The 25,184-nt window shown below is 73.3% G+C and carries 27 protein-coding genes and 1 pseudogene; 9 read left to right on the top strand and 19 right to left on the bottom strand.

The window, feature by feature from the left end:
• Positions 1–7: 7 nt before the first annotated feature.
• Together C3492_RS35115 and C3492_RS35120 are read right to left on the bottom strand one after the other, a co-directional pair.
• Entirely contained in the window at positions 8–490 is a 483-nt protein-coding gene (locus C3492_RS35115; protein ID WP_103816688.1) for a VOC family protein, read from the bottom strand.
• Between the two features lie 255 nt (positions 491–745).
• A complete protein-coding gene (locus C3492_RS35120) occupies positions 746–1,180 on the bottom strand; it encodes a helix-turn-helix domain-containing protein (RefSeq protein ID WP_258056068.1) in 435 nt (144 codons plus the stop codon).
• 263 nt (positions 1,181–1,443) lie between these two features.
• Between C3492_RS35120 and C3492_RS35125 the strand changes: the two genes are divergently transcribed.
• Positions 1,444–2,334, top strand: a complete 891-nt coding sequence (locus C3492_RS35125) for an RNA polymerase sigma factor SigF (RefSeq protein WP_103816690.1) — start codon at positions 1,444–1,446, stop codon at positions 2,332–2,334.
• 49 nt (positions 2,335–2,383) lie between these two features.
• On the opposite strand, the gene C3492_RS35130 is transcribed toward C3492_RS35125, so the two are convergent.
• Both C3492_RS35130 and C3492_RS35135 read right to left on the bottom strand, forming a co-directional pair.
• Positions 2,384–2,863: an ATP-binding protein gene (locus C3492_RS35130; RefSeq protein ID WP_103816691.1), complete on the bottom strand. Its 480-nt coding sequence runs from the start codon at positions 2,861–2,863 to the stop codon at positions 2,384–2,386.
• 196 nt (positions 2,864–3,059) lie between these two features.
• The gene (locus C3492_RS35135) at positions 3,060–3,470 is read right to left on the bottom strand and encodes a hypothetical protein (protein WP_103816692.1); all 411 of its coding nucleotides are present in this window, start codon (positions 3,468–3,470) and stop codon (positions 3,060–3,062) included.
• Positions 3,471–3,820: 350 nt separating this feature from the next.
• Here C3492_RS35135 and C3492_RS35140 point away from each other — a divergent pair, with 350 nt between their 5' ends.
• Complete coding sequence (locus tag C3492_RS35140; protein ID WP_103816693.1) at positions 3,821–4,204, top strand: nuclear transport factor 2 family protein; 384 nt, start codon at positions 3,821–3,823, stop codon at positions 4,202–4,204.
• A 118-nt stretch (positions 4,205–4,322) separates the two neighbouring features.
• On the opposite strand, the gene mgrA is transcribed toward C3492_RS35140, so the two are convergent.
• Complete coding sequence (gene mgrA, locus C3492_RS35145; protein WP_103816694.1) at positions 4,323–5,315, bottom strand: L-glyceraldehyde 3-phosphate reductase; 993 nt, start codon at positions 5,313–5,315, stop codon at positions 4,323–4,325.
• Between the two features lie 111 nt (positions 5,316–5,426).
• Between mgrA and C3492_RS35150 the strand changes: the two genes are divergently transcribed.
• Positions 5,427–6,335: a LysR substrate-binding domain-containing protein gene (locus C3492_RS35150; RefSeq protein ID WP_103816695.1), complete on the top strand. Its 909-nt coding sequence runs from the start codon at positions 5,427–5,429 to the stop codon at positions 6,333–6,335.
• Between the two features lie 158 nt (positions 6,336–6,493).
• Positions 6,494–6,994, top strand: a complete 501-nt coding sequence (locus C3492_RS35155) for a DUF664 domain-containing protein (RefSeq protein WP_146075742.1) — start codon at positions 6,494–6,496, stop codon at positions 6,992–6,994.
• 16 nt (positions 6,995–7,010) lie between these two features.
• Here C3492_RS35155 and C3492_RS35160 read toward each other — a convergent pair whose 3' ends face one another.
• The 9 genes from C3492_RS35160 to C3492_RS35200 all read right to left on the bottom strand — a co-directional run bounded on the left by C3492_RS35160 (position 7,011) and on the right by C3492_RS35200 (position 15,293).
• Positions 7,011–8,090 (bottom strand): adenosine deaminase, encoded by a 1,080-nt coding sequence (locus C3492_RS35160; RefSeq protein WP_103816697.1) that lies wholly within the window; start codon positions 8,088–8,090, stop codon positions 7,011–7,013.
• A gap of 47 nt (positions 8,091–8,137) precedes the next feature.
• Complete coding sequence (locus C3492_RS35165) at positions 8,138–8,527, bottom strand: VOC family protein (RefSeq protein WP_103816698.1); 390 nt, start codon at positions 8,525–8,527, stop codon at positions 8,138–8,140.
• Between the two features lie 186 nt (positions 8,528–8,713).
• Entirely contained in the window at positions 8,714–9,643 is a 930-nt protein-coding gene (locus tag C3492_RS35170; RefSeq protein ID WP_103816699.1) for a M48 family metalloprotease, read from the bottom strand.
• On the bottom strand, positions 9,640–10,020 hold the full coding sequence (locus C3492_RS35175) for a BlaI/MecI/CopY family transcriptional regulator (protein WP_103816725.1): 381 nt from the start codon (positions 10,018–10,020) through the stop codon (positions 9,640–9,642). Before C3492_RS35175 ends, C3492_RS35170 begins: the two co-directional genes overlap by 4 nt.
• Before the next feature lie 356 nt (positions 10,021–10,376).
• The gene (locus tag C3492_RS35180; RefSeq protein WP_181140707.1) at positions 10,377–11,285 is read right to left on the bottom strand and encodes an aldo/keto reductase; all 909 of its coding nucleotides are present in this window, start codon (positions 11,283–11,285) and stop codon (positions 10,377–10,379) included.
• Positions 11,286–11,330: 45 nt separating this feature from the next.
• Positions 11,331–12,041 (bottom strand): chitinase, encoded by a 711-nt coding sequence (locus C3492_RS35185; RefSeq protein WP_103816701.1) that lies wholly within the window; start codon positions 12,039–12,041, stop codon positions 11,331–11,333.
• Between the two features lie 222 nt (positions 12,042–12,263).
• Entirely contained in the window at positions 12,264–13,586 is a 1,323-nt protein-coding gene (locus C3492_RS35190) for an aldehyde dehydrogenase family protein (RefSeq protein ID WP_103816702.1), read from the bottom strand.
• A gap of 122 nt (positions 13,587–13,708) precedes the next feature.
• Positions 13,709–14,926 (bottom strand): RNA polymerase sigma factor, encoded by a 1,218-nt coding sequence (locus tag C3492_RS35195; protein WP_103816703.1) that lies wholly within the window; start codon positions 14,924–14,926, stop codon positions 13,709–13,711.
• 16 nt (positions 14,927–14,942) lie between these two features.
• A complete protein-coding gene (locus C3492_RS35200; RefSeq protein WP_103816726.1) occupies positions 14,943–15,293 on the bottom strand; it encodes a YciI family protein in 351 nt (116 codons plus the stop codon).
• A gap of 241 nt (positions 15,294–15,534) precedes the next feature.
• Here C3492_RS35200 and C3492_RS35205 point away from each other — a divergent pair.
• Positions 15,535–16,771 (top strand): annotated as a pseudogene (locus C3492_RS35205) (acyl-CoA dehydrogenase family protein).
• 164 nt (positions 16,772–16,935) lie between these two features.
• Here the strand turns inward: C3492_RS35205 and C3492_RS35210 are convergent.
• The 4 genes from C3492_RS35210 to C3492_RS44905 all read right to left on the bottom strand — a co-directional run bounded on the left by C3492_RS35210 (position 16,936) and on the right by C3492_RS44905 (position 19,481).
• A complete protein-coding gene (locus C3492_RS35210; protein WP_103816704.1) occupies positions 16,936–18,075 on the bottom strand; it encodes an LLM class flavin-dependent oxidoreductase in 1,140 nt (379 codons plus the stop codon).
• Positions 18,076–18,193: 118 nt separating this feature from the next.
• Positions 18,194–18,748: an NADPH-dependent FMN reductase gene (ssuE, locus tag C3492_RS35215; RefSeq protein ID WP_103816705.1), complete on the bottom strand. Its 555-nt coding sequence runs from the start codon at positions 18,746–18,748 to the stop codon at positions 18,194–18,196.
• A gap of 345 nt (positions 18,749–19,093) precedes the next feature.
• On the bottom strand, positions 19,094–19,177 hold the full coding sequence (locus C3492_RS47020) for a putative leader peptide (protein ID WP_355075612.1): 84 nt from the start codon (positions 19,175–19,177) through the stop codon (positions 19,094–19,096).
• A 127-nt stretch (positions 19,178–19,304) separates the two neighbouring features.
• Positions 19,305–19,481, bottom strand: a complete 177-nt coding sequence (locus tag C3492_RS44905; RefSeq protein WP_181140708.1) for a hypothetical protein — start codon at positions 19,479–19,481, stop codon at positions 19,305–19,307.
• Positions 19,482–19,738: 257 nt separating this feature from the next.
• Here C3492_RS44905 and C3492_RS35220 point away from each other — a divergent pair, with 257 nt between their 5' ends.
• Complete coding sequence (locus C3492_RS35220) at positions 19,739–21,250, top strand: SDR family oxidoreductase (protein WP_103816706.1); 1,512 nt, start codon at positions 19,739–19,741, stop codon at positions 21,248–21,250.
• Between the two features lie 94 nt (positions 21,251–21,344).
• Positions 21,345–22,721: a deoxyribodipyrimidine photo-lyase gene (locus C3492_RS35225; protein WP_103816707.1), complete on the top strand. Its 1,377-nt coding sequence runs from the start codon at positions 21,345–21,347 to the stop codon at positions 22,719–22,721.
• Here C3492_RS35225 and C3492_RS35230 read toward each other — a convergent pair.
• Entirely contained in the window at positions 22,696–23,811 is a 1,116-nt protein-coding gene (locus C3492_RS35230; RefSeq protein WP_258056069.1) for a cobalamin B12-binding domain-containing protein, read from the bottom strand. The genes C3492_RS35225 and C3492_RS35230 overlap by 26 nt on opposite strands.
• A 157-nt stretch (positions 23,812–23,968) precedes the next feature.
• On the opposite strand from C3492_RS35230, the gene C3492_RS35235 reads away from it, so the two are divergent.
• Both C3492_RS35235 and C3492_RS35240 read left to right on the top strand, forming a co-directional pair.
• The gene (locus C3492_RS35235) at positions 23,969–24,565 is read left to right on the top strand and encodes a sigma-70 family RNA polymerase sigma factor (protein ID WP_103816727.1); all 597 of its coding nucleotides are present in this window, start codon (positions 23,969–23,971) and stop codon (positions 24,563–24,565) included.
• A gap of 116 nt (positions 24,566–24,681) precedes the next feature.
• Positions 24,682–25,116: an SPW repeat protein gene (locus C3492_RS35240; protein WP_103816709.1), complete on the top strand. Its 435-nt coding sequence runs from the start codon at positions 24,682–24,684 to the stop codon at positions 25,114–25,116.
• Positions 25,117–25,184: the final 68 nt, after the last annotated feature.

The following is a 25,184-nucleotide window of genomic DNA, read 5'->3' on the forward strand; positions in this document are numbered from 1 at the left end:
ACATCCGCTACTCGCCCGCGTACGCCTTCTCCAGCGCGGCGGCGTCCAGCTTGCCCATGCCCATCATGGCCCTGGTGGCGCGCGTCGCCCTCTCGGGGTCGGGGTCGGCGACCATGTCGAGCAGCGGGGCGTAGACGACCTGCCAGGAGACGCCGTACCTGTCCTTGAGCCAGCCGCAGGGGCCGCCCTCTCCGTCGTTCTCGGTGAGCTTCGTCCAGTAGTGGTCGATCTCCTGCTGGTCGGAGCAGAGGATCTGGAAGGAGATCGCCTCGTTGAAGGTGAACTCGGGGCCGCCGTTGAGCGCGACGAACTTCTGGCCGTTGGCCGTGAACTCCGCGGTCAGCACGGAGCCGGCCGGTCCGGGGCCGCCCTCGGGCCAGCGGACGACGCGCCCGAGGGCGGCGTCCTTGAAGACGGACACGTAGTGGTGCGCGGCCTCCTCCGCCTGGCCGTCGAACCAGAGACACGTGGTGAATCCGGCGGTGGTCATGAGCGCCTCCTGGGGCGTGAACGTGGGGGTCCAACCGGGCGTGGAACGCCGTCGTGAAGGGAGACCGCTCCCCCGCGCGAAACTCATCGGTCCGTTCCACAGCTTCCGGAACAACTCTCCGGACGTCTCGGCCCGGCGGGTCCGGCTCCGGCTCCTCCGCCCGCGAAGTCACCGCCCCGATTCCTTGGCCGCGAAGTGGCCGCCCCCGGCGAACCCCGCCCGGCGCACCGGTCGAGGTGACCGGCGGGCAGCCGGTCAGGCAGCCAGGCAGAGCCCCTGGTACGGCCGGTCCGGTGTGGCGACGGCCCGGCTCGGCGCGGTGGCGGACCGGTGCGGTACGGCGGCGGGCCGGTGCCGCTCGGCCGTGCGCCGGGTCAGCTCGCCGTGCACCAGCGACAGCAGGTCGCCGAGGTCCAGGCCGAGCGCGTGGGCCGCGGCGGCCAGCACCTCCGACGATGCCTCCTTGCGGCCCCGCTCGACCTCGGACAGATAGGGGAGCGAGATCCGGGCCGCGTCGGCCACGTCCTTGAGGGTGCGCTCCTGCGCCCGCCGCTCCCGGCGCAGCACCTCGCCGACCAGATCCCGCCACAGGGGCTCCCGGGCCGCGGGCTCGCCGGCCGGCGCGTCGGGGCGGACGGGCGCCGGCCGCAGGGGGATCACTCGGGCTTCCTCGCTCAGCGGGTTGCTCATCCCGTCAGCCTAGGAGCGCTACGGTGCGGGACAAGGGCGCGGCGTTCCGCCCTCAGAAAAACGCGTGCCGGAGCGTTCAATTCACGCCACTGCGGCGTGGCGGACGCATGCGCGCCGTCACCGGGGGTACCCGCGCCGTGAGCGGCTCTGCGGGAGGAATGACCCGCCGCACATCGGGTACCCGCAGGAACGCCACCTGTGTCCGGAGCCGACGGAGCTGCCGTACAGGGAGAGGTCGAACCGTGACTTTCGTGGGAGAGGCAATGAACACCGCCGCCGGGATCCGGTCGGAAGCAGAGGTCGTCGAGCAGACCGAGCAGGACAGGACGGGCGAGGGATCACTGCCTGGCATCGTGGACCCCGCGTCCGTCGCCCCGCGGGACGCGCGGGAGCTGTCCCGCCAGTTCTTCCGCCGGCTGACCGAGCTGGAGGAGGGGACGCACGAGTACCAGTACGCGCGCAACACCCTCATCGAGATGAACATGTCGCTGGTGCGGTTCGCGGCCGGACGGTTCCGGGGCCGTGGCGACGACATGGAGGACATCGTCCAGACCGGCATGATCGGCCTGATCAAGGCCATCGACCGGTTCGAACTGGCGCGCGAGGTCGAGTTCACCTCCTTCGCGCTGCCATACATCGTCGGCGAGATCAAGCGGTTCTTCCGGGACACCACCTGGGCCGTCCATGTGCCGCGCCGGCTCCAGGAGCTGCGGGTGGAGCTGGCCAAGGCGCGCGAGGAGCTGTCCAGCCGCCTGGACCGGGATCCGACCGTCGCCGAGCTGGCCACGCTGATGAACCTCTCCGAGAACGAGGTGATCGAGGCCCAGCTCGCCTCCAACGGCTACAACTCCGCCTCCCTGGACGCCGCGCTCACCGGCGACGGGCCCGAGGACGGCGAAGCCGTGCTCGCCGACTTCATCGGTGTGGAGGAGGAGGGGCTGCGGCTCGTCGAGGACTTCCACGCCCTCGCCCCGCTCATGGCGGAGCTGAGCGACCGTGACCGGCAGATCATCCACATGCGGTTCGTGGAGGAGGCCACCCAGGCCGAGATCGGGGAGCGGCTGGGGTGCTCCCAGATGCACGTCTCCCGGCTGATCAAGCGGATCATCACCCGGCTGCGGCAGGGGATGCTGGGCGAACTCGGCTGCGCCTGACACCTCGGTCGGGCCGACGCCCGGCGTCGGCCCGATGTCTCAGTCGGTCTCAGTCGGTCCGGGACGGGCCGTCGCCGTTCTGCCCGAGCGGGAAGACGGCCCGCACGCGTTTGCCCACGGGCACCCGCTCGACGGTGACCTCCGAGGCCAGGGCGTGCACGATCTCCAGTCCGTGCCGTCCGACGCGCTTCGGGTCCTTCGGGTAGCGGCGGGGCAGGGCGGTGCTGCTGTCGTACACGGACACCACGACCGAAGCGGCCGTGCCCTCCAGTTCCAGGATGTACGGGCCGTTGCTGTGCTGGTCGGCGTTGGTGACCAGCTCGCTCACCATCAGCAGCAGCTCGCCGTCGGCCCGGCCGTCGGCGGTGGCGCACCATTCGGTGCGCAGCTGCTGGAGGAACTGGGACGCGAAGGCACGTGCTTCGGCGATGCATCCGGGTTCGCCGGTGTAGTGCGCCGCACGCCGCAGCGGCTCCACGGGTACGTCGAAACCAGTCGGTATCACTGCCCCGCCCAGGTGCTTGATCATGCTGTCTCTCTCGGAAAACCCGGTCCGGCCGGTCGCTGTTGCACCAGTCCTCGTACCCCGAGCCCGGCCCGCCAGTCCACCGGATGCGTTCGCCCACCGCGCACAGTGGCGAGGCTCACGGCCCACACCGGTCACAGGAGGCCGGAGGGGGCTCCGGGCCGGACGGGCGGGGACGGCCGCTCGGTACGGCGGCCGGTCAGCCGACCGGCACGACCAGGGCCGGGATGGTCCGCTGCATGCGCAGGGCGTCGACGGACTCCGCGAGCAGCTCGTACTCGGTCGTGTCGTCGCCGGTCGCGATCCGCACCAGCCTCCCCGCGGCCAGCTCGTCGGCGACCATCTCCTGCTGGGCAGGGTCGCCGCACCAGGCGCGCAGCACGGCCGGCACGTCGGGCACGGTGTCGGCGACCGGGACGAGCGCGCTCGGCGGGAAGTGCCCGGCCTCGGGACGGGGGTCGAGGCGGTCGGCGATCCAGTTGGCGCGGTCGCGCAGCCACCACAGGGCGAGGGCCAGGGTGGGCGCCCGATAGGTGCCCAGGGGCACTCCGATGCGCTGCCCACCGCAGGTGCCGTACGCGGTGACATGGCACAGGAACTCGTCGTGCATGCGCACTCCCCCGTCGCGTCGTTCGCCTGCCGGCTGGCCTCGCTTTCGGTGCGGCTCGTCTGTGGTGCGGCCGTGTGCGGTGCGTGATCGGAGCCTCGCTGGAAGTGAAGTCCTCACAGTCGAGTATGTTCACTACTGAACCACTGTCACCATGACTTTCCGGCCAGTCTCCTGGCATATTCAGCGCCTGTTCTGGCCGAAATGAGGCGGACCCTCCCGCCCCCCGGCCATGACCTTGGAGGTAATCGACCCGGCACCCGCTCCTCCCGCATGGTGGTCACACCGGATCGGCGAACCCCGCATCCGGGATGCTGACCAGCAGAGACGACCTCGATGGAGGATGCTTCGCCATGGCCGTGCACACCGACCGTCACGAGAACGCCGCCGCCCGTTACTTCGAGGCCTGGAACGCCACCCGGCCGGAGGACATCGAGAAGGCCGTCGCCGCCGCCTGGACGGAGGACGGCGGCTACACCGACCCGCTCGTGGACGTGCGCGGGCACGAGCAGATCGCGGCCGTGATCGCGGCGGCCCACGAGCAGTTCCCCGGCTTCGTGTTCCGTCCGCTCGGCGCGGTCGACGGCCACCACGACACCGCGCGCTTCGGCTGGGAGCTGGTGAACGAGCAGGACGGCTCGGCGCCGGTGGCCGGGTTCGACGTGGTCACGCTGGACGGCGAGGGCCGCATCCGGCAGGTGCTGGGGTTCCTGGACCGGGTTCCGGCGGGCGCCTGACGGGGCCGGCGCCGACGCCTCCGGCGGGGCGACGGGGTGGCGGTACGACGAAGGGAGCGGCCGCGGTTGTCGCGGCCGCTCCCCCGGCATGTCCGTCCGGCGCTACGGCGCTACGGCGCTACGGCCGGACGATCGCGTCGATCCGCGCCAGTTCGTCGGCGTCGAAGTCGAGGTTGCCGATGGCCGCGACGCTGTCCTCGATCTGCCGCGGGCTGCTCGCGCCGACCAGGGCGGACGTCACCCGGCCGCCGCGCAGCACCCAGGCGAGGGCGAGCTGGGCCAGGGTCTGGCCGCGGGACTTGGCGATCTCGTCCAGCGCGCGCAGCCGGGCGACCAGGTCCTCGGTGACCGCGTCCGAGTTCAGGAACGGGCTGTCGCTCGCGGCCCGGGAGTCCTCCGGGATGCCGTCGAGGTAGCGGCCCGTGAGCAGGCCCTGCTCCAGCGGGGAGTACACGATGGAGCCGACCTGGAGCTCGTCCAGGGCGTCGAGCAGGCCCTCGTCCTCGGGGCGCCGGTCGAGCATCGAGTAGCGCGGCTGGTGGATGAGGAGCGGCGTGCCCAGCTCGCCGAGGATGCGGGCGGCCTCGCGGGTCTGCTCGGCGGAGTAGTTGGAAACGCCGACGTAGAGGGCCTTGCCCTGCTGCACCGCCGTGTGCAGGGCGCCCATCGTCTCCTCCAGGGGAGTGTCCGGGTCGAAGCGGTGCGAGTAGAAGATGTCGACGTGGTCCAGACCCATCCGGCTCAGGCTCTGGTCCAGCGAGGACAGCAGGTACTTGCGCGAGCCCCACTCGCCGTACGGGCCGGGCCACATCAGATAGCCGGCCTTCGTGGAGATCACCAGTTCGTCGCGGTAACGGGCGAAGTCCGCCTTCAGCGCCTCCCCGAAGGCGGACTCGGCGGCGCCGGGCGGCGGGCCATAGTTGTTCGCGAGGTCGAAGTGGGTGACGCCGAGGTCGAAGGCGCGGCGGAGGATGGCCCGCTGGGTCTCCACCGGCCGGTCGGGCCCGAAGTTGTGCCACAGGCCGAGCGACAGGGCGGGGAGCTTCAGGCCGCTGCGTCCGGTGCGCCGGTAGGGCATGTCGGCGTAGCGGTCGGGGTGTGCGGTGTACAACGCGACTCCAGAGGGGTTGGCACACGATCTACCGGTGCCACTCTTCCCCGGGCGGCGGGCAGTGGTCCAACAGAAGAATCCGATGGAATTCAGCGGATATGCTTCTCAATCATGGAACTGCGCCATCTCCAGCACTTCGTCGCGGTCGCCGAGGACCAGCACTTCACCCGGGCCGCCGAACGCCTGATGGTGTCCCAGTCGGGCCTGTCGGCGTCCATCCGGGCATTGGAGCGCGAGCTGCGGGCGCCGCTGTTCGTGCGGACGACCCGCCGGGTGACGCTCACCGAGGCCGGGCGCGCGCTGCTGGCGGAGGCCGAACGGATCCTGGCGCAGGTGCGCTCCGCGCACGAGGCGGTGGCCGCGGTGCAGGGTGTCCTGCGGGGCACGCTGGCCCTGGGCACCGAGCAGTGCATCGCCGGTGTGAACGTGGCCCGGCTGCTGGCGGCCTTCCGGCGCCGGCACCCGGACGTGGAGATCCGGCTGCGGCAGGCCGGCTCCGGAGCGCTGGCTGAGGAGGTCGCGGCCGGACGGCTCGACCTGGCCTTCGCCTACCGCACCCAGGCCGACACCGACCAGCTCCGCTCGGTGTCGCTGACCAGCGAGTCCATGACCGTGCTGTGCCATCCGAGCCACCGCCTGGCCTCCGCCCCGGCCGTGCTCGGCCCGGCGGACCTCGCCGGGGAGGTCTTCGTCGACTTCCACCCCGACTGGGGTCCGCGCCGCACCACCGACGCCGCGTTCGCCACGGCCGGCGTCCGGCGCACGGTCGCGCTGGAGGTCAACGACGTGCACAGCCTGCTGGACCTGGTGGACGAGAACCTGGGGATCGCCGTCGTACCCCGGCACTTCCGGCACAAGCGGCCGTCGCTCACGGCGCTCCCGCTGAAGGGCGCGGGCGAGCCGGAGTACGAGACGGTCGCCCTGCTGCCGCCGGAACGGGCCACGAGCCCGGCCGCGCGGGCGCTGGTCACACTGCTTGAGACGGGGGTCGTGGCCGCGCCCGCCGACGAGGTGCGGTGACGGCGGCCGGGAGCCGGTCACGTCCGGCCGACGCGGCGTCAGCTCCCGGCGGCCGAGGCCGGTGACGCGGGCACGGCCGCCGGGGCGGGTGCCGACGGGCCTGTGCGGAAGCCGGGTTCCGGGCGCGTGCGCGCCGCTGATGCGCGATGGTGGACGGTATGCATGCGAAGGACATCCTCATCGACGGCTACGGCCGCATCCAGGAAGAAGTCCATGCCGCCCTCGACGGCCTCGGCCCGGACGAGCTGCACCACCGCCCGGCCGCCGGCGCCAACTCCATCGCCTGGCTGGTCTGGCACCTCACGCGGGTGCAGGACGACCACGTCGCCGACGCCTTCGACCTGGACCAGGTGTGGCTCGCGCAGGGCTGGGAGAAGCGTTTCGGCCTCGATCTGCCACAGCACGACATCGGGTACGGGCACACCCCCGCCAAGGTCGCGAAGGTGCGGGTGGAGTCGGCGGACCTGCTGACCGGGTACTACGACGCCGTCCACGAACAGACCCTCGGCTGTCTGCGCGGGCTGGCCGCCAAGGACCTGGAACGCATCGTGGACGAGCGCTGGGACCCCCCGGTGTCGCTGGGGGTGCGCCTGGTCAGCGTCCTGTCCGACGACCTCCAGCACGTCGGACAGGCCGCCTACCTCAGGGGGCTCCTCTAGACCTCAGGGGGCTCCTCTAGAGCGCGGACGCGTAAGCCGGCAGGACCACGTCCTCGATGAGGGCGTTGCGCTCGTCGAACGGGATGAACGCGCTCTTGAGGGCGTTCACCGTGACCGTGCGCAGGTCCTCGACCGTCCAGCCGGCCTCCTCGACCAGCAGGGACATCTCCCGGGTCATCGTCGTCCCCGAGACCAGACGGTTGTCGGTGTTCAGGGTGACCCGGAAGCCCAGATCCTTCAGGGCGGTGATCGGGTGTTCGGCGATCGAGGTCGCGCAGCCCGTCTGGAGGTTGGAGGTCGGGCACATCTCCAGGGCGATGCGGCGGTCGCGCACCCAGGAGGCGAGCCGGCCGAGCTTCCCGGCCGCGAGGTCGGGGATGTCCTCGGTGATGCGGACGCCGTGGCCGATGCGCTGGGCGCCGCAGACCTGGAGGGCCTGGTGGATGCTGGGCAGGCCGTGCGCCTCGCCGGCGTGGATGGTGAACGGCACGCTCTCGCGACGCAGGTGCTCGAAGGCGTCGAGGTGGTCGGCGGGCGGGAAGCCGTCCTCGGCACCGGCGATGTCGAAGCCGACGACGCCCGCGTCGCGGTAGGCGACGGCCAGGTCGGCGGCCTCGCGGACGCGGTCGAACATGCGCATGCCGCACAGCAGGGTGCCGACGCGGACGGGGGTGCCGGCGGCGGCCGCCTTGGCCATACCGACGGCGAGACCTTCCTGCACGGTCTCCACGACCTCGCTCATCGTGAGCCCGCCCCTCGTGTTCAGCTCGGGGGCGTAGCGGACCTCGGCGTAGACGACACCGTCGGCGGCGAGGTCGAGGACGTACTCCTCTGCCGTGCGCAGCAGGCCCTCGCGGGTCTGCATGACGGCGAGGGTGTGCTCGAAGGTGGCTATGTAACGGACCAGGTCACCGGAGTTGGCGGCCTCGACGTACCAGGCGGCCAGCTCGTCCGGGTCGCTGGTGGGCAGGGTGTGGCCGACCGCGGCCGCGAGTTCGACGACGGTGGCGGGGCGCAGACCGCCGTCGAGGTGGTCGTGCAGGACGGCCTTGGGGAGCCGGCGGAGGGTCTCGGTGTCGATGCGGGACGCGGTCATGGGCGTTTCGTTTCCTCGGGTCCTGGGACAGGTGGTGCGGTGGTGGGTCAGTGACCGGCGGGCTGGAGCAGGTCCCAGCGGTTGCCGTACAGGTCCTGGAAGACGGCGACCGTGCCGTACGGCTCGTGGCGCGGCTCCTCCAGGAAGGTCACGCCGGCCGCGGTCATCCGGGTGTGGTCGCGGGCGAAGTCGTCGGTGTGCAGGAAGAAGCCGACGCGCCCGCCGGTCTGGTCGCCGACGCGGGCCCGCTGCTCGTCGCTCTTCGCGCGGGCCAGCACCAGTCCGGGTCCGTCGCCCCCGGGCTCCACGACGACCCAGCGCGAGCCGTCGGGACGCGGGGCGTCCTCGACGAGGCGGAACCCGAGGGCTTCGGTGTAGAAGCGGACGGCCTCGTCGTAGTCGTGCACGACGAGGGTGACAAGGGCGACGCGACGCATGGCGACCTTCCGGCGGGGGCGGTTAGCCGGTGAGGTTATACGTAAAACCTCCGGGACGCCAGTCTTCGTCTACGCGCGTTGCGCTGTGGGGTCGGCGGGGGTGGCGGGCGGAAGGACGGGACGCTGTGCGGGGCCGCACGGGAGGGCGTGCGTGGTGTGGGTTCCGCACGGGCGTCGCCCGGCGGGTCAGGGGCTCTGCTCGCCCTGTGCGATCTCCACGCGGTGATGGACGTCGGCCGTCGCGGTGGCCGAGGCCACGCAGGAGAGGGCGGTGCAGGCGATGAGGAGCGCGCAGATCGCGCGGGCGGTGCGGGCGCGGGGGGCGGTCAGCAGGGCCTGGACGCGTTGGGGGACGGGCCCCGTGGCCGCGCCGGGCGCGAAGCCGGGGCGTGCGGACCGGGCGGCCTGCCCGGCGAGGGCGGCGCGGGCGATGGCTCGTGCGGTCAGGCGCCGGTCGCCGACCGAAACGGCGGCGGCCTCGTCGGCGGCGCGCTCGGCGGCCAGCCGGATCGTCGCGCGGACCCGGCGCAGCGCGGGGTGGCAGTGCGCCGCGAGTTCGGCGGCGGCGAGGGCGTAGTGGTGGCGGCCCGCGGTGTGCGCCCGTTCGTGGGCGAGCAGCGCCTCCCGCTCGGGACCGTCCAGGCTGCGCAGCATCGCCGTGGTGACGACGACCCGGTGCGGGCGGCCCGGCAGGGCGTAGGCGTCGGGGCGGGACGACTCGATCACGCACAGATCACCGGCGACGGCTCCGCACGCGGCCTCCGCACGGGCCGCCCGGAAGGCACGGGCCTGGCCCAGCGCCGAGCGGACGAGGCTCCAGCCGCACCCGGCCAGCGCGCAGGCCGAGGCGATGGCGGCCGGGACGACGAAGGCGTCGGAGGCGGTGCGCAACGGATGGACCAGTTCGCCGAGCGCGGCGAAGAGCGGCAGCTTCAGCAGCCCGGTCAGGACGGAGGTGCCGAGCGCCAGCGCCGCACAGCCGGCGAGGAGCACCGCGCAGCCGGTGACGGACCACAGCGCGGCGACCGGGGTCAGCCGGTCCAGGGCCCGGCGGGCCAGGGGCGGCAGGGCGCACGGCAGCAGCAGCGGCAGGAGCAGCAGGAGCGGGGCGGTCATCGGCCGTCGGATTCGAGCAGATCGCGCAGGATGCGTTCGTCGTCCGGGCTGAGCTGGGCCACGAAGCGGGCGAGGACCGTCTCACGGTCGCTGTCCCGGTCCAGTTCGCTGTGCATCCGGCGGGCGGTGAGGCCGTGGGCGTCCTGGACGTCCTGGGCGGGGAAGTAGGCGTACCCGCGGCCCTGGCGCCGCCGGTGGACGACGCCCTTGTCGTGCAGGCGGCTGAGGATCGTCGTCACCGTCGTACGGGCGAGGTCCGCGCCCAGGCTCAGCTGGACCTGGCCGGGGGTCTGGGGTGCGCCGGCGGCCCAGAGCGCCGCCAGGACGCTCGCTTCGAGCTCGCCGGCCGGCCGGCGTTCGTCCTTGGCGTCGGTCATGGGGAGGTTCTTCACCCGTCTTCGTGTGCGGTCGTCTTCGCGTGCGGTCGTCTTCGCGTGCCGTCCAGCAGGGCGTCTACGCCATCGTAGTCAGCCCGGCGCAGGTCCTCACCGCACGCCGTCGTGATCAAGGGTCCCGGATGCGGGCCGCGTACGGCTCGCTCCGGACGCGCCCACGACACGCGCCCCTGCGTGGGGACGCCCCCGGTACACGGTGCCGATCACACGCCCACGGCCGCGCCACCGACCCGTTCACCGCCTGCCGCAGACCGCCGGTCAGCCGGCCTGCGAGCGGTCAGCCCCCACGAGCTTCGGCCAGGCGCGCACCGCGTACTGCGGTCAGCCCACCCGCGCGGTCAGCCCGCCTGCGCGCGGGCCTCGTCGAGCCGTGCGAGCTCCTCCCCGGTCAGCCGCAGCGCGCCGGCCGCGACGTTCTCTACCAGGTGGCCGGGGTTGCCGGTGCCGGGGATGGCGAGCACGTGCGGGCCCTGGTGCAGGGTCCAGGCGATGCGGACCTGCGCGGGGCTGACGCCGTGGGCCCGGGCGACGGAGAGCACCGCGTCGTCGTGCGCGGTCGTCGCGCCGCGCTCTCCGGTCTGCCCGGCCACCGCGTAGAAGGGCACGAAGGCGATGCCGTGCTCGCCGCACAGCCGCAGCACCTCGTCGTCCTCGGGATCGGGCCGGTCCACCGCGTACCGGTTCTGCACGGACACCACCGGCGCGATCCCCAGCGCCTCGGCGAGGTGCCGGGGTTCGACGCCGGAGATCCCGAGGTGCCGGATCAGGCCGGCCTCGCGCAGCTCGGCGAGGGCACCGAAGTGCTCGGCGATGGAGTCCTGGTGCATCCGGCGGAGATAGACCATGTCGAGATGGTCCCGCCCGAGCTGGCGCAGGTTCTCCTCGACGTGCCCGCGCAACTGGTCGGGCCGGGCGGAGGTGCCCCACTCGCCCTGGTGGTCGCGGTAGGGGCCGACCTTGGCGGCGATGACCAGGTCGTCGGGGTACGGGGACAGCGCGGTGTTGATGAGTTCGTTGGCGGAACGCAGCGACGAGAAGTAGAAGGCCGCCGTGTCGATGTGGTTCACGCCCAGCTCGACCGCCTTGCGCAGGACGGCGAGGGACCGTCCCCGGTCGCTCGGCGTGCCGAGGTGGAAGGCGGCGCTGCCCGTCAGCCGCATCGCGCCGAAGCCGACGCGGTGGACGGGCAGGTCGCCGAGTTTCCAGGTGCCGGACGCGTCCGCGGTGATCGTGTCGTCTGCAGTCATCGGCGGAGTCTCGCACACGTCACCCGGCCGGTCCCCGGCGGTGCGTCAGCAGTACAGGTTGGCGCCCGGCGGGACCCCGAGGATCTGGGCGAACCGCTGGTAGGCGGAGACCCGGCTCTGCACCTGGGCGGGGTTCTTGCCGTCGCACTCCAGGGAGCCGTTGATGCTGCGTATGGTCTGCCCGAAGCCGGCGCCGTTCACCATGGCGCTGTGCGGGGTCATGGTGCCGGGTCCGGACTGGGTGTTCCAGTACCACAGGCCGGTCTTCCAGGCCACGGACGCGTTGTTCTGCACCAGGGAGGGGTTGTTGAGCAGGTCGATGCCGAGCGCGTCGCCGGCGGCCTTGTAGTTGAAGTTCCAGGAGAGCTGGATGGGGCCGCGCCCGTAGTAGGCGGCCTGGCCCGCCGGACAGCCGTACGGCCGGCTCCAGTCGCAGTAGTGCGGGTAGTTGGCGGTGTTCTGCTCGACGACGTACACCAGGCCGCCGGTCTCGTGGCTGACGTTGGCGAGGAAGGCGGCGGCCTCCTGCTTCTTCACGGTGTCGCTGCCGGAGTTCGCGAAGGCGGGGTAGGCGCCGAGGGCGGCGGTCAGACCGCTGTACGTGTAGAAGGAATTCCGGTTCGGGAACATCTGGTTGAACTGCGCCTCGCTGACCACGAAACCGGCGGCCGAGGCCGTGGGCGCCGCCTGGAGCACCAGGGCGGACGCGCCCAGGGCGAGCGAGGCCAGAAGCGCGGCGATACGGTGCCTCACCATGGACCAACTCCTTTGCGCGGCACGGCCGCACCCACGAGGTGGGAGCGGCCGCGGTGGGGGGTTGGACACACTCAACCGCCTTGGTCTGTACCAGTCAAGGGTGTAGACCAGTCAATCGTTGATCGGTTGCGTCGGCGAACACCGGTCGTCCATGGAGGAGTTGTCCGGACAGCGGTCGGGCCCGGCCGTGCGCACGCGGCCGGGCCCGGACTGCGGAGGACGTCAGCGCAGCGGCTTGGACAGCACCGCCTTGCGGTGGCTGAACGTCTCGATGGAGTAGCGGCCGTGGTAGCTGCCCATGCCGCTCTCCCCCACTCCGCCGAACGGCAGGTCGGAGACGGTGAGATGGGCGAGGGGCAGGCCGTGGCCGAGGCCGCCCGAGGACGTCTCGGCGGCGATGCGGTCACGGGTCTCGCCGGACTCGCTGAACACGTACAGGGCGAGCGGCTTGTCGCGGTCGTTGATGAAGCCGATCGCCTCGTCGAGGCCGGGCACGGTGACGATCGGCAGGATCGGGCCGAAGATCTCCTCCCGCATGACGGGTGACTCCGGGTCGACGTCCGCGAGGACGGTGGGCGCGAGGTACTTCGCGGCCCGGTCGCCGACCCCGCCGACGGCGACGCGGCCCGAGTCGAGCAAGGCGGAAAGCCGGTCGAAATGGCGCTCGTTGACGATCCGGCCGTACTCCTCGGAACGCCGCGGGTCCGCACCGAACAGGCCCTCGATCGCGCGGACCAGCGCGGCTTCCAGGGCGGTCGCGGTCCGCGGGTCGGTCAGGACGTAGTCCGGGGCGACACAGGTCTGGCCCGCGTTGAGGAACTTGCCGCGGGCGAGCCGGTCCGCGACCGTCTCCAGGTCGGTGCCGCGGTCCACGAACACCGGTGACTTGCCGCCCAGTTCCAGGGTGACCGGGGTGAGGTGCTCGGCGGCGGCCCGCATGACGACGCGGCCGACGGTGCCGTTGCCGGTGTAGAAGATGTGGTCGAAGCGCTCGGCCAGCAGGGCCGTGGTCTCCGGGACGCCACCCTCGACGACGGCGACCGCGTCCGTGTCCAGGTAGGCCGGGATCAGCTCGGCCAGGGCGGCGGAAGTGGCCGGCGCCAGTTCGCTCGGCTTGGCGACGACCGCGTTGCCCGAGGCCAGCGCGCCGACCATGGGGGCGAGCAGCAGTTGCGCCGGGTAGTTCCAGGGCGCGATGACGAGGACGACACCCAGGGGGTCGTACTGCGTCCAGGCCGTGGCGTCGGCACCGAGGTGCGCCGGGACGGGCGCGGGCTCGGGGCGCAGCCAGTCCGCCAGGTGCTCCAGGGTGTGGTCGATCTCCCGGACCGTGAAGTCGATCTCGGTGCGGTAGGCCTCCGTGCGGCTCTTGCCGAGGTCGGCGTGGAGGGCGGCGGCGAGGTCGGCGCCGCGTTCCGTGAGCATCTCGCGCAGCCGGCCCAGCTGGCCGGTGCGCCACTCGACGGGCCTGGTCCGGCCGGCGGCGTAAGTGGCGCGCAGCCGGGCCACGACGTCGGCGGGCCGCTCGGGCGGGGAGTCGTTCACGGGTGCCTCACTGGGTGCGTAGGCCGGTGCGGGCCCGGCCCGGGGTTTCCGGTCGATCAGGTGTAGATACCAACCTTTCATATCCTGAAGTTCATTCCGAAGCCGCGTCGGCGTGAGGAGGGTCACGTCCCCGTACGGCCCGACGCTCGCTGTTCCGTCTCCCGTCGCCGGCGCTCCAGGTACGCCCGTTCGGCCTCGCTCGGCGTCAGCTCGGCCGCGCGGCCGTACTCCGCCGCCGCCTCGGCGGACCGGCCCAGTCGGCGCAGCAGGTCGGCGCGGACGGCGTGCAGCACGTGGTACCGGCCGAGGCCGAGCGCGTCGACCAGCTCCAGGGCCGCCGCCGGCCCCTCGGTCCCGGCGACCGCGACGGCCCGGTTCAGGGCGACGACCGGGGACGGCGCCACGGCCATGAGCTGGTCGTAGAGAGCGAGGATCTGCCGCCAGTCGGTGTCGGCGCCGGTGAGCGCGTCGCTGTGCACCGCGTTGACGGCGGCCTGGATCTGGTACGGCCCCGGCCGGTTGCGGCGCAGGCAGCGGCGGACCAGTTCCTGACCCTCGGCGATCAGCGTCCGGTCCCACCGGGCGCGGTCCTGCTCGGGCAGCGGGACGAGAACGCCGTCCGCGTCCCTCCGGGCCGGCCGCCGGGCCTCCACGAGCAGCATCAGCGCGAGCAGCCCCGTGACCTCGGGTTCGTCCGGCATCAGCTCGGCGAGCAGCCGGCCGAGGCGCAGCGCCTCCGCGCACAGGGCGGGATCGCCGGTGTAGCCCTCGTTGAAGATCAGGTAGACGACGGCGAGGACGGCGGAGAGCCGGTCGGGCAGGTCGGCGTCCCGGGGCACACGGTACGGGATGCCCGCCGCCCGGATCTTGGCCTTGGCCCGCACCAGCCGCTGGGCCAGGGTCGCCTCCGGCACCAGGAAGGCCCGGGCGATCTGCGCGGTGCTCAGGCCGCCGAGCAGCCGCAGGGTGAGCGCGACCCGGGACTGCGGGGCGAGCGCGGGGTGGCAGCAGGTGAAGATCAGTCGGAGCCGGTCGTCACGCACGGGGCCCTCCTCGGGCGGTGCGTCGGGGGCGTGCAGCCGGGCGGCCTCGGCGTGCCGGGTGTCCCGGGAGGACTCCCGGCGCAGCCGGTCGACGGCCCGGTTGCGGGCGGTCGTGATGATCCAGCCGGCCGGGCTCGGCGGCACACCGGTCTCCGGCCACCGGGTCACCGCCGTGGCGAAGGCGTCCTGGACCGCTTCCTCGGCGAGGTCGATGTCGCCGAGGAAGCGGACGAGGACGGCGACCGCGCGCCCGTACTCGGCGCGGAAGACGGCCTCGATGTCGGGGGCCTCGGCCATCGGTGCCGCTCCGCCGTCAGTGCTGGTCCACGAAGGGCCGTACCTCGATGGGCAAGGTGGTCGCGAGGGCGGCCTTGCGGCCCCACTCCAGAGCCTCGTCCAGGTCGGCGGCCCGGATGAGGCACAGGCCGCCCAGGTACTCCTTGCCCTCGGCGTACGGGCCGTCGGTGACGAGCACGTCACCGTCCTGGGGGCGGAGCATGGTCGCGGTCTCCGGACCGTGCAGACCGCCGGCGAAGACCCAGGCGCCGGCGGTGCGCAGCTCGTCGTTGAAGGCCTCGACGTTCCGCATGATCGCGGCGAGGGCTTCGGGGTCGGGCGGGGTGGCGCCGGCCGGCTGGACCACGCTGAGCAGGTAGTGCTTCATGACGTCCTCCAAGGCGTCGGGCCCGGGGCGGGCTCTGTGTCACCTCCTACACGAACGGCGGGGCCCCGGATCGACACCGCGCGCCACGGTCGCGGAAAAATCTCCGGAGCGCCGGAATCCCGGAAGTCGGGAAGCCGGGAAGCCGGGAAGTCGGGAAGTCCGGAAGTCGGGAAGTCCGGAATGCCGCATTGCCGGAAGATCCGGTGACCGGGTGGAGGGGAAGAGCGGAAGAATCTCCCGCATGGACCTCACCTCGCACCCGCTCGTCGTCCGCGCCCGCCGGCTCGCCACGGACCTGCTGATCCCCGAGGCCGAGCGGGTCGACCAGGAATGGGTGCCCGCGAGCCACATCGAGGCGGTGAAGCGGTCGGGGCTGCTCGGAGTGGCCGCGCCGGCGGAGTACGGCGGTGCGGGGGCGCCTCCGGCCGTGCTGCGGGCGACCGCGGAGATCCTGTCCGGCGCGTGCTGTGCGACCTGGTTCGTGCAGACCCAGCACCACACGCCCGTGCAGACGCTGGCGCGCAGCGAACTCCCGGTGCGGGAGAGGCTGTTGGGCCCGCTGTCCCGTGGGGAGCTGCTGTCCGGGGTGGCGTACGCGCACCTGCGGTCGTATCCGCGCCGCCCGGTGCGGGTCCGCCGGGAGGGTGCCGGCTGGCGGTTCGACGGGACCGTCCCCTGGTACACCGGGTGGGGCCTGAACGACGTGATGCTGCTGGCCGGGGTGACCGACTCCGACGAGGTGCTGTTCGCCTTCGCCGAGGCGCGCGAACAGCCCGGGCTGCGGGCGTCGGCGCCGATGCGGCTGGCGGCCCTCACCGCCGCGCGCACGGTGTCGCTGGAACTGGACGGCCTGTGGCTGCCCGCTGAGGCGGTGGCCCTGCACACGCCGTACGCCCGGTGGGCCGCCGGCGACCGGGTCAAGACGCTGACCACCAACCCGGCGGTCTTCGGCGTGGCGGAGGCGGCGCTGTCCCTCCTGGACGACGAAACGGCCACCCCACTCCGCTCCCGCCTGGCCCACCTCCGCGAACGGGCCTACACCCTGGCCGACGCTCCGGTTCCCGAGGCGCGGGGCGAGGCGCCGGGGATGGTGGTGGCCGAGGGGGCTGGCGGCGGGCCGACGGCACGGGGGAGAGGGGGACGGGGAGGGCAAGGGAGGCGGGGGCGGCTGGGACGGGGAAGGCGGGGCCGGCGGGACCGCGGAGCGGCTGGCCGTGCGCGCGGAGGCGTACGACCTGCTGCGTGCGGCCACCACCGCGGCGGTGGTGGCCGGCGGCGGACGTGCGATGGCCCTCACCAGCCGCGCCCAGCGCCTGGCCCGGGAAGGCTTGTTTCTGCTGGTGCAGGGCCAGACGACGGAATCGCGCGCGGCGCATCTGCGGGCGTTGAGCGGCGCGCCCACCGCCACCGGGGAACGGAACCGGACCGACGAGCCCGGCCGGTCCCGGCAGCAGGGCCGGCCCGGAGAACGGGACTGAGCCCGACAGCAGGACCGGACCCGAGAACGGGACGATCCCGACAGCAGGACCGGACCCGAGACCAGGACCGAGACAGGAGCAGCCGCTGTCGGCCGACGCCCTACGCCCAGGTCCTCTCTCCCACGTCACCGGGCCGGACGGCCGCCCGACCGCCCGCCGCCCGCTCAGCCCGCGAACGGCACCTCCGCCGATGCGGCAGCCCTGCGATCAGGGTGGGTCCACAGCCCTTGGGCGGCGAGTCGGGGCAGGACACCCTCGCCGAACCAGTAGGCCTCCTCCAGGTGCGGATACCCGGAGAGGACGAACTCGTCGATGCCGAGGGCGTGGTACTCCTTGATGCGCTCGGCGACCTCCTCGTGACTGCCGACCAGCGCGGTGCCCGCACCACCGCGCACCAGCCCGATGCCGGCCCAGAGGTTGGGATGGATCTCCAGGCTCTCCCGGCCGCCGCCGTGCAGCGCGAGCATCCGCCGCTGGCCTTCCGACTCGCTGCGCGCGAGGCCCGACTGGACGGCCCGTACGGTCTCCGGGTCGAAGCCGTCGAGCAGCCGGTCCGCCTCCGCCCACGCCTGCGCGGCGGTGTCCCGGGTGATGACGTGCAGCCGGATCCCGAAGCGCGGGGTACGGCCGTGCTCCGCGGCGAGCTGCCGGATCCAGGCGATCTTCTCGGCGACCTGCGCGGGCGGTTCGCCCCAGGTGAGGTAGACGTCGGCGTACCGGGCCGCGACCTGTCCGGCGGCGGGCGAGGAGCCGCCGAAGTACACCTCGGGGACCGGGTCGGGCAGCCGGCTGAGCCTCGCCTCCTCTACCCGCAGGTGCTCACCGTGCAGGTCGACGCTCTTGCCGTCCCACAACTGCCGCACGATGTGGAGGAACTCACCGGTACGGCGGTAGCGGGCGTCCTTGTCGAGGAAGTCGCCGTAGGCGCGCTGTTCGTGGCTCTCGCCGCCGGTGACGACGTTGAGCAGCAGCCGGCCGCCGGTCTGCCGCTGGAAGGTCGACGCCATCTGCGCGGCGAGCGTGGGGGAGACGAAGCCGGGCCGGAAGGCGACCAGGAACTTCAGCCGCTCGGTGTGCCGGCTGACCATCGCGGTGGTCAGCCACGCGTCCTCGCACCAGGCGCCGGTCGGGGTGAGCGCGCCGACGAAGCCAAGGTCCTCGGCGGCCCGGGCGATCTGGCTCAGATAGGCGACCGTGGGCGGCCGGTCCCTGCCGGAGGCGGTCGCCGGGGTGCCGTGGCCGCCGCCCACGACGTGACGGCTGTCGCCGTTGGTGGGCAGGAACCAGTGGAAGGTGAGGGACACGTGGGGTCTCCGATCAGAGCAGGCCGTGCCGGGGCGGCCGAGTCGAGCGGTGCGATGCGATGCGCGTCGCCGGGGGTGGGACGGGCGGGGCGGGTGTGGGCACCCGGCAGCAGGGCCGTCAGCTCGCCGCCGCCAGCAGCGGGGTGCGGTCCAGGGCAGCGGCGAACTGGTCCACCACGTGCCCCAGGGCCTCGGCGGTGGTGGGCGTGAGGGACACCGAGCCGTCCTCCCGGACCGTGATGTCCTTGTCGAGGGTGAACCAGCCCTGGACTATGTGCGCGGCACCCATGGAGTTCAGCACCGGGCGCAGGGCGTAGTCGATGGCGAGGACATGGGCGGTGGAGCCGCCGGTGGCGAGCGGCAGCACGGTCTTGCCGGTGAGCGCGTACTGCGGGAGCAGGTCCAGGAGCGCCTTCAGGACACCGGAGTACGACGCCTTGTAGACGGGGGTGCCGACCACGACGCCGTCGGCGCGGGCGAACAGTTCGGTGGCCTCCACGACGGCGGGGTGCCGGAAGTCCGCGCCGAGCAGGGCCTCGGCCGGGACGGTACGGACGTCGAGCGGGACCACCTCGTGGCCCTGGGCGATGAGCCGCTGGTCCAGGTGGCGCAGCAGACGGCCGGTGCGCGAGGAGGCGGAGGGGCTGCCGGAGACGGACAGGACGGTGGCCATGGGTGCCTCGTTTCTGGGGTGCGCCGGGCACGCGCACGGGGACGGGCGCCCGGTGAAGTCGAAGGGGAGCGGATTCCGGCTCGGCGGTCAGGCGGGGACCCGGCAGGCGGATGTCACAGGCGCTCCGGGCACGCGGAACTCGATGACTCCAGGAACTCCACGGACCCGCGAACTCCACGGACCCGCGAAATCCGCGGACTGGAGAACCCGCAGGGCTGCGGGTTCATGCTGCGCACTTGCGGGGCGGGATGTCCGGGCACGCCGGATTCCGGTTCCGACGGGGCGGAAAGGGCAGGCTCGTCAGGCGTGCAGGAGGCCCGACGGGACCGGCGGGGAAGGCGCGGATCAGGCCGTGGGGCGACAGGAGGCGCTGGAGACGCGAGCGAGGTCGACATGGCGTCGCCGCGTGAGGTCCAGTCGCATCGTCATGCCGTGATCGTGGCAGCAGCCGGCGACGGCCGTCAAGGAAATCCCGACCGGTCTCGTATGGCGGACCCTGGAAGGGAACGAAGAGGTGGCGGGGGATCAGGGACGCCTTCCCGCGGGGCCGGACGGCTCAGGCCCGGCCGTCCTCCTCGTGTGCCTCGACCACGACGAGGAACGCGTCCGACTTCAAGTCCATGACCACGGTCGCCGGTTCACCCTCGGCACGCCGGGCGGCGGCGTACTCCTCCGCGGGCCACGATCCACGCGGAGCCCCGGCGGGAAATCGCTCCAGCACCTTGGCACTCATGGCGGCGGACACCTCCTGCGTCGCTGACCGAACGGAATGTACAGCTTGTACCGGTCCGGCTGCCCCCGATCGGTGAGGACATGCCACTGCGTACGCTCCACACGGCACACGCGGGAGAGGCGGCCGACCGGTGGCGGCCGACCGGCCGACACGCGGACGCGCCCGGACGTTCGGCCGATGGGACGACGCGCATCCGTCCGCCGGGCCGGGCGGGAAGTGATTCCCGGGGGACCACCGACGCGGAGGGCCTGTGCGGCATGAAACACGACGACTCCACGGACCGGCTCCGCTGCCTGGTGACGGGAGCCACGGGCTACATCGGCGGCCGGCTCGTGCCCGAGCTGCTGGCCGCCGGGCACCGGGTGCGCTGTCTGGCCCGCTCCCCCGAGAAGCTGCGCGACCATCCGTGGGCGGGTGAGGCGGAGGTGGTGCGGGGGGACGTCACGGACGCGGACTCGGTCGCCCGGGCGATGCGGGACGTCGACGTGGCGTACTACCTGGTGCACGCGCTCGGCAGCGGCAAGGACTTCGAGGACACCGACCGCCGCGCGGCCCGCGTCTTCGGGGAAAGGGCGAAGGCGGCCGGTGTGCGGCGCATCGTGTACCTGGGCGGTCTCACGCCGTCCGGGGTGCCCGCGGACCGGCTCTCCCCGCATCTGAGATCCCGGGCTGAAGTGGGCCGCATCCTGCTGGCCTCCGGTGTGCCGACCGCCGTGCTGCGTGCCGCCGTGATCATCGGCTCGGGCTCGGCCTCCTTCGAGATGCTGCGCTACCTCACCGAACGGCTGCCGGTGATGGTCACGCCGAGCTGGGTGCGCACCCGTATCCAGCCCATCGCCGTGCGGGACGTGCTGCGGCTGCTGGTCGGCGGCGCGGGCCTGCCGGACGACGTGAACCGGGCCTTCGACATCGGCGGGCCGGACATCCTCACGTACCGGGACATGATGGTCCGCTACGCGCGCGTCGCGGGGCTCCCGCCGCGTGTCATCGTGCCGGTGCCGGTCCTCACCCCCGGCCTGTCCAGCCACTGGGTGGGACTCGTCACGCCCGTCCCCGCGTCCATCGCCCGGCCGCTGACCGAGTCGCTGCGGCACGAGGTGATCTGCCGCGAGCACGACATCACCCGGTACCTCCCCGACCCGCCGGGGCATCCGCTCGGCTTCGACCAGGCCGTACGACTGGCCCTGCGCCGGGTGCGCGAGGCGCGCGTGACCACCCGCTGGTCGTCCGCCGCGGTACCCGGCGCGCCCAGCGATCCGCTGCCCACCGACCCCGACTGGGCCGGCGGCACCCTGTACACGGACCGTCGCGAGGCGGTGGTGGACGCCCCGGCGGACCAACTGTGGCGGGTGATCGAGGGCGTGGGCGGAGAGCACGGCTGGTACTCCTTCCCGCTGGCGTGGAGCCTGCGTGGGTGGCTGGACCGGCTGGTCGGCGGGGTGGGCCTGCGCCGGGGCCGGCGGGACGCGGAGCGGCTGCGGGCGGGTGACTCGCTGGACTTCTGGCGGGTGGAGGAGATCGAGCGGGGTCACCTGCTGCGGCTGCGGGCGGAGATGCGACTGCCCGGGCCGGCCTGGCTGGAGATGTGCGCCGAACCGGCCGGCGACGGTCGCAGCCGGTACCGGCAGCGGGCCCTGTTCCACCCGCGCGGGCTGCTGGGCCACGCCTACTGGTTTGGGGTCTCACCGTTTCACGCCGTGGTCTTCGGCGGGATGGCCCGCAACATCGCGCGGGCAGCGGCCCGGCAGGGCCCCGAGGTCGCGCGTTGACACCGCATCCACCGGGCCCGCCGGACCGGAAGTGCCCGGTTGTCCCCCTCCTTCGCTCTCCCTCCTTCGCTCTTCCTCGTTCCGGAGCCGCGCCATGGATGTCTCGGTCGTCCTGTTCACCGCCGACCTGCGCCTGTACGACCACCCACCGCTCCGGGCCGCGCTGGAGGGCCCCCGTCAGGTGGTCCCGCTGTTCGTCCGCGACCGGGGTGTGGCCGACGCGGGCTTCGCGGCGCCCAATCGGCTGGCGTTCCTCGCCGACTGCCTGCGGGACCTGGACGCCGGCCTCCGTGAGCGTGGCGGGCGGCTGGTGGTGCGCTCCGGCGACGTCGTGGAGGAGGTCTGCGCGGTGGCCGCGCAGGCGGACGCCGACGAGGTGCACGTGGCGGCCGACGCGAGTGCCTACGCCCGGTCCCGGGAGCGGCGGCTGCGGCGCGCCCTGGAGGCCGAAGGGCGGCGGCTGCACGTCCACGAGGCCGTGACCACGGTGGTGCCGCCCGGCGAGGTGACCCCCGCCTCATCGGACCACTTCGCGGTGTTCACGCCGTACTTCCGGCAGTGGTCCCGGCAGCGGCCGCGGGACGTGCTGGGTGCGCCCCGCTCGGTCCCCGTGCCGCCCGGCATCGGTTCCGAGGAGCTGCCGTCCCGGGCCTCGCTGCCGGGAACCTCGCCGGGACTGCCGGAGGGCGGCGAGGTGGCCGGCCGGAAGCGGCTCACCACCTGGCTCCGCTCCGGCCTGGCGGTCTACGCGGACCGGCACGACGACCTGGCCGGGGACGCGACCTCCCGGCTCTCCCCGCACCTGCACTTCGGAACGGTGTCCCCCGTCGAGCTGGTCCACCGGGCGCGCCGCGCGGGCGGCCCGGGAGCGGACGCGTTCGTTCGGCAGATCGCCTGGCGGGACTTCCACCGTCAGGTGCTGGCGGCCCGGCCCGGCGCGGCCGTCACCGACTACCGCACCCGGCACGACAGCTGGCGGTCCGAGCGGACGGCCCGGGACGACATCGAGGCGTGGCGGGAGGGCCGTACCGGCTGGCCGGTGATCGACGCGGCGATGCGCCAGCTCCGCCACGAGGGATGGATGCACAACCGGGCCCGGCTGCTCACGGCGAGCTTCCTGGCGAAGACGCTGTACGTCGACTGGCGCGTCGGGGCCCGGCACTTCCTGGAGTGGCTGGTCGACGGTGACCTGGCCAACAACCAGCTGAACTGGCAGTGGGTCGCGGGCACGGGCACGGACACCCGCCCCAACCGGGTCCTCAACCCGCTGACCCAGGCCAGGCGGTACGACCCCGACGGGGTGTACGTCCGGCGGTGGGTCCCGGAGCTGAAGGCGGTGGCGGGCCCGGCGGTGCACGAGCCGTGGAAGCCGGGGGGTCCGGACCGCGGGCTCGTCGCCGCGTACCCGGAGCCGATCGTCGACCTCGCCGACGGGCTGGCCCGGTTCAGACGGGCGCGGAGCCGCGGTTGAACGGGCGGGCCGGCGGCCTGTCGGCGTAGCGGGCCGCCAGGGTGTCCAGTGCCTCGGTCAGGGTGGCCGGGCGGAGCATGCCGCGAGCGGGCCGGCCGGCCCAGCCGGGGCCGCCGAGCATCACCAGTGGTTTCGTGCGGGCGCCCCGGGTGCCCCGTTCCATGGCGGCGAGGTGCTCCGCCAGCGGCAGGCTCGCGGTGGAACGGGCCTGCGCCCACAACACCACGACGGCCGGGCCGAGCCGCCGCACCGCCGCCACCAGTGCCTCCGCCGGGACCGCGGCGCCGAACATCCGCACGGGGAGGCCGGCGTGGCTCAGTGCGGCGTTGAGGGCCTCCAGCGGGAGGGTGTGCTGCTCGCCGGGGACGCAGGCCAGGAGCACGGGGCCCGCTGCCGCCGGGCCCCCGGGCCGCAGGGTGTGCCGTCGAAGAGTGGTGGACACATGCCAGGACAACAGGTGCTCGACCTCGACGTACCGGTCCCCCGCCGAGGCCCATCTGCGGCCCACGGCGTGCAGGGTCGGCACCATCACGTCCTGCCACGCGGTCACGACGCCGTACCCGGTGACGGCGGCCTCCAGCCGCTCCTCGACGGTTGCGGCGTCGAGCCGGACAGCGGCCCGGGCCAGACCGCGACCCTCCTGTCGGACACCGTCGGGCGACGGCGCCCGGAGGGTGGACCGCGCCGGGGCGCCGACGGGTCCGGCCGACGCGGCGGGACCCGGCACGGCAGGACCCGGCGCGGCGGGACCCGGCGCGGCGGGACCCGGCGCGGGTCCGGACGGACTGCGGGCGGCCGCCGGCGCGGCCCGCTCCCTGGCCGCGCGGGCGGCCTCGGCGGGTGGCACCCCGGACGCGGTCAGCCGGCACATCGTCTCCAGTGTCGCGACGTCCTCGGTCGTCCAGCGCCGGTGCCGGCCATCGGTGCGGGTGGCGGGGCCGAGGCCGTAACGGCGGTCCCAGGAGCGCAGGGTGGTCGGGGAGACGCCGAGCCGGCGGGCCAGGGCTCCGGTCGTCAGCGCGGGCTGCGCGGTGCCGGCCGGACCGGCCCGTCCGCTCCGCGGTGTCCCCGCTGCTTCGACCGCGTCCATACGACCGACCATACGACGCAGAAGCGATGCGCGTTGTCCGCCGTGCGCACCGGTGCACAGGATGAACGCACGGGCCCCGTACCGCCCGGTCGGCCGCGCCGCCGGTGTCCGCCCGGCCCGCTCCGGCCACTGCGTCCCGCGCGAAGGAGCCGTCGTCATGAGCCCGTCCGGAAGGTCCGCCCAGGTACCGGCGCCGCCGCCCGCCGGGGAGCCGCCCACCGACGCGGACCTCGTACGGGGACTGGTCGCCGGCGACGACGGCTGTCTCGCCGCCGTCCACCGCCGCTGGTCCCCGATGGTGCACGCCCTCGCGTGGCGCGCGCTGGGCGACGTGCGGGAGGCCGAGGACGTCACGCAGCAGGTGTTCCTGGCCGTCTGGCGCGGCCGCGCCGGCTACCGGCCCGAGCGCGGCTCGGTGGCGGGGTGGATCGTCGGCATCACCCGCCGCAGGGTCGCCGACGCCCTCTCCGCGCGGACACGCCGTGGTGAACTGGTCGCGGCCGCCGCGGCCGCCGTGGCCGCCCTGCCGGACGAGTCCGCCGCCGGGCGGCCCGAGGCGGTCCTGGACCGCCTCCTGGTCAGCCGCGAACTGTCCCGGCTCCCGGCGCCCCAGCGGCGCGTGCTCCGCCTGGCCTACTACGAGGACCTCACCCAGTCCCAGATCGCGGAACGCACCGGGTGGCCGCTGGGCACGGTCAAGAGCCACGCCCGGCGGGGCCTGCGCCGGTTGCGCCACAACCTCCAGCGGCAGTGACCCGGGACCGCCCAGATCTACACATAAGGAAGAAATAAGGGCACACTGGAGTATGCGGCGCTTGACGCATGCCGCACCAGACGCGGTCTGGCCTGCAAAGTCAAAGGAGACGACTCATGGCCAACTTGCACAGGGGTGACATATCCAGCCACCCCGATGTCTCCGAAATGCGGGACCGTTACGCCCGCATGCTCGGCGGTCGTGATGTGGCGCTCGTGGACGGGCCGGTGTTCCTGCTCGGCCTGTACTGCGCCGCCTCCCCGTGGATCCTGCACTACACGGCCAGCCAGCCCGCCCTCATGACCCACAACCTGATCATGGGCATCGCGATAGGCCTGCTGGCACTGGGATTCACCCGGGCACCCGAGCGCATGTACGGCCTGAGCTGGGCCATGTGCGCCCTGGGCATCTGGATGATCATCGCTCCGTGGATCGTGGGCAGCAGCCCGGACACGGGTGTCATCGTCAACAACATCGTCATCGGAGCCCTGGCCCTCGTCCTCGGACTGATCTGCGCCGGTACGGCGGCGAAGAGCGCCCCCAGGCCGTAGAAGAGTCGCGAAAGCTTTGAAAGAGGAGACCGAGGAAAGGAAGGAATGAACGCGGGCCGGTCCGCCCC

Source organism: Streptomyces sp. Ru62 (genome assembly GCF_002920615.1).
Classification (GTDB): Bacteria; Actinomycetota; Actinomycetes; order Streptomycetales; family Streptomycetaceae; genus Streptomyces.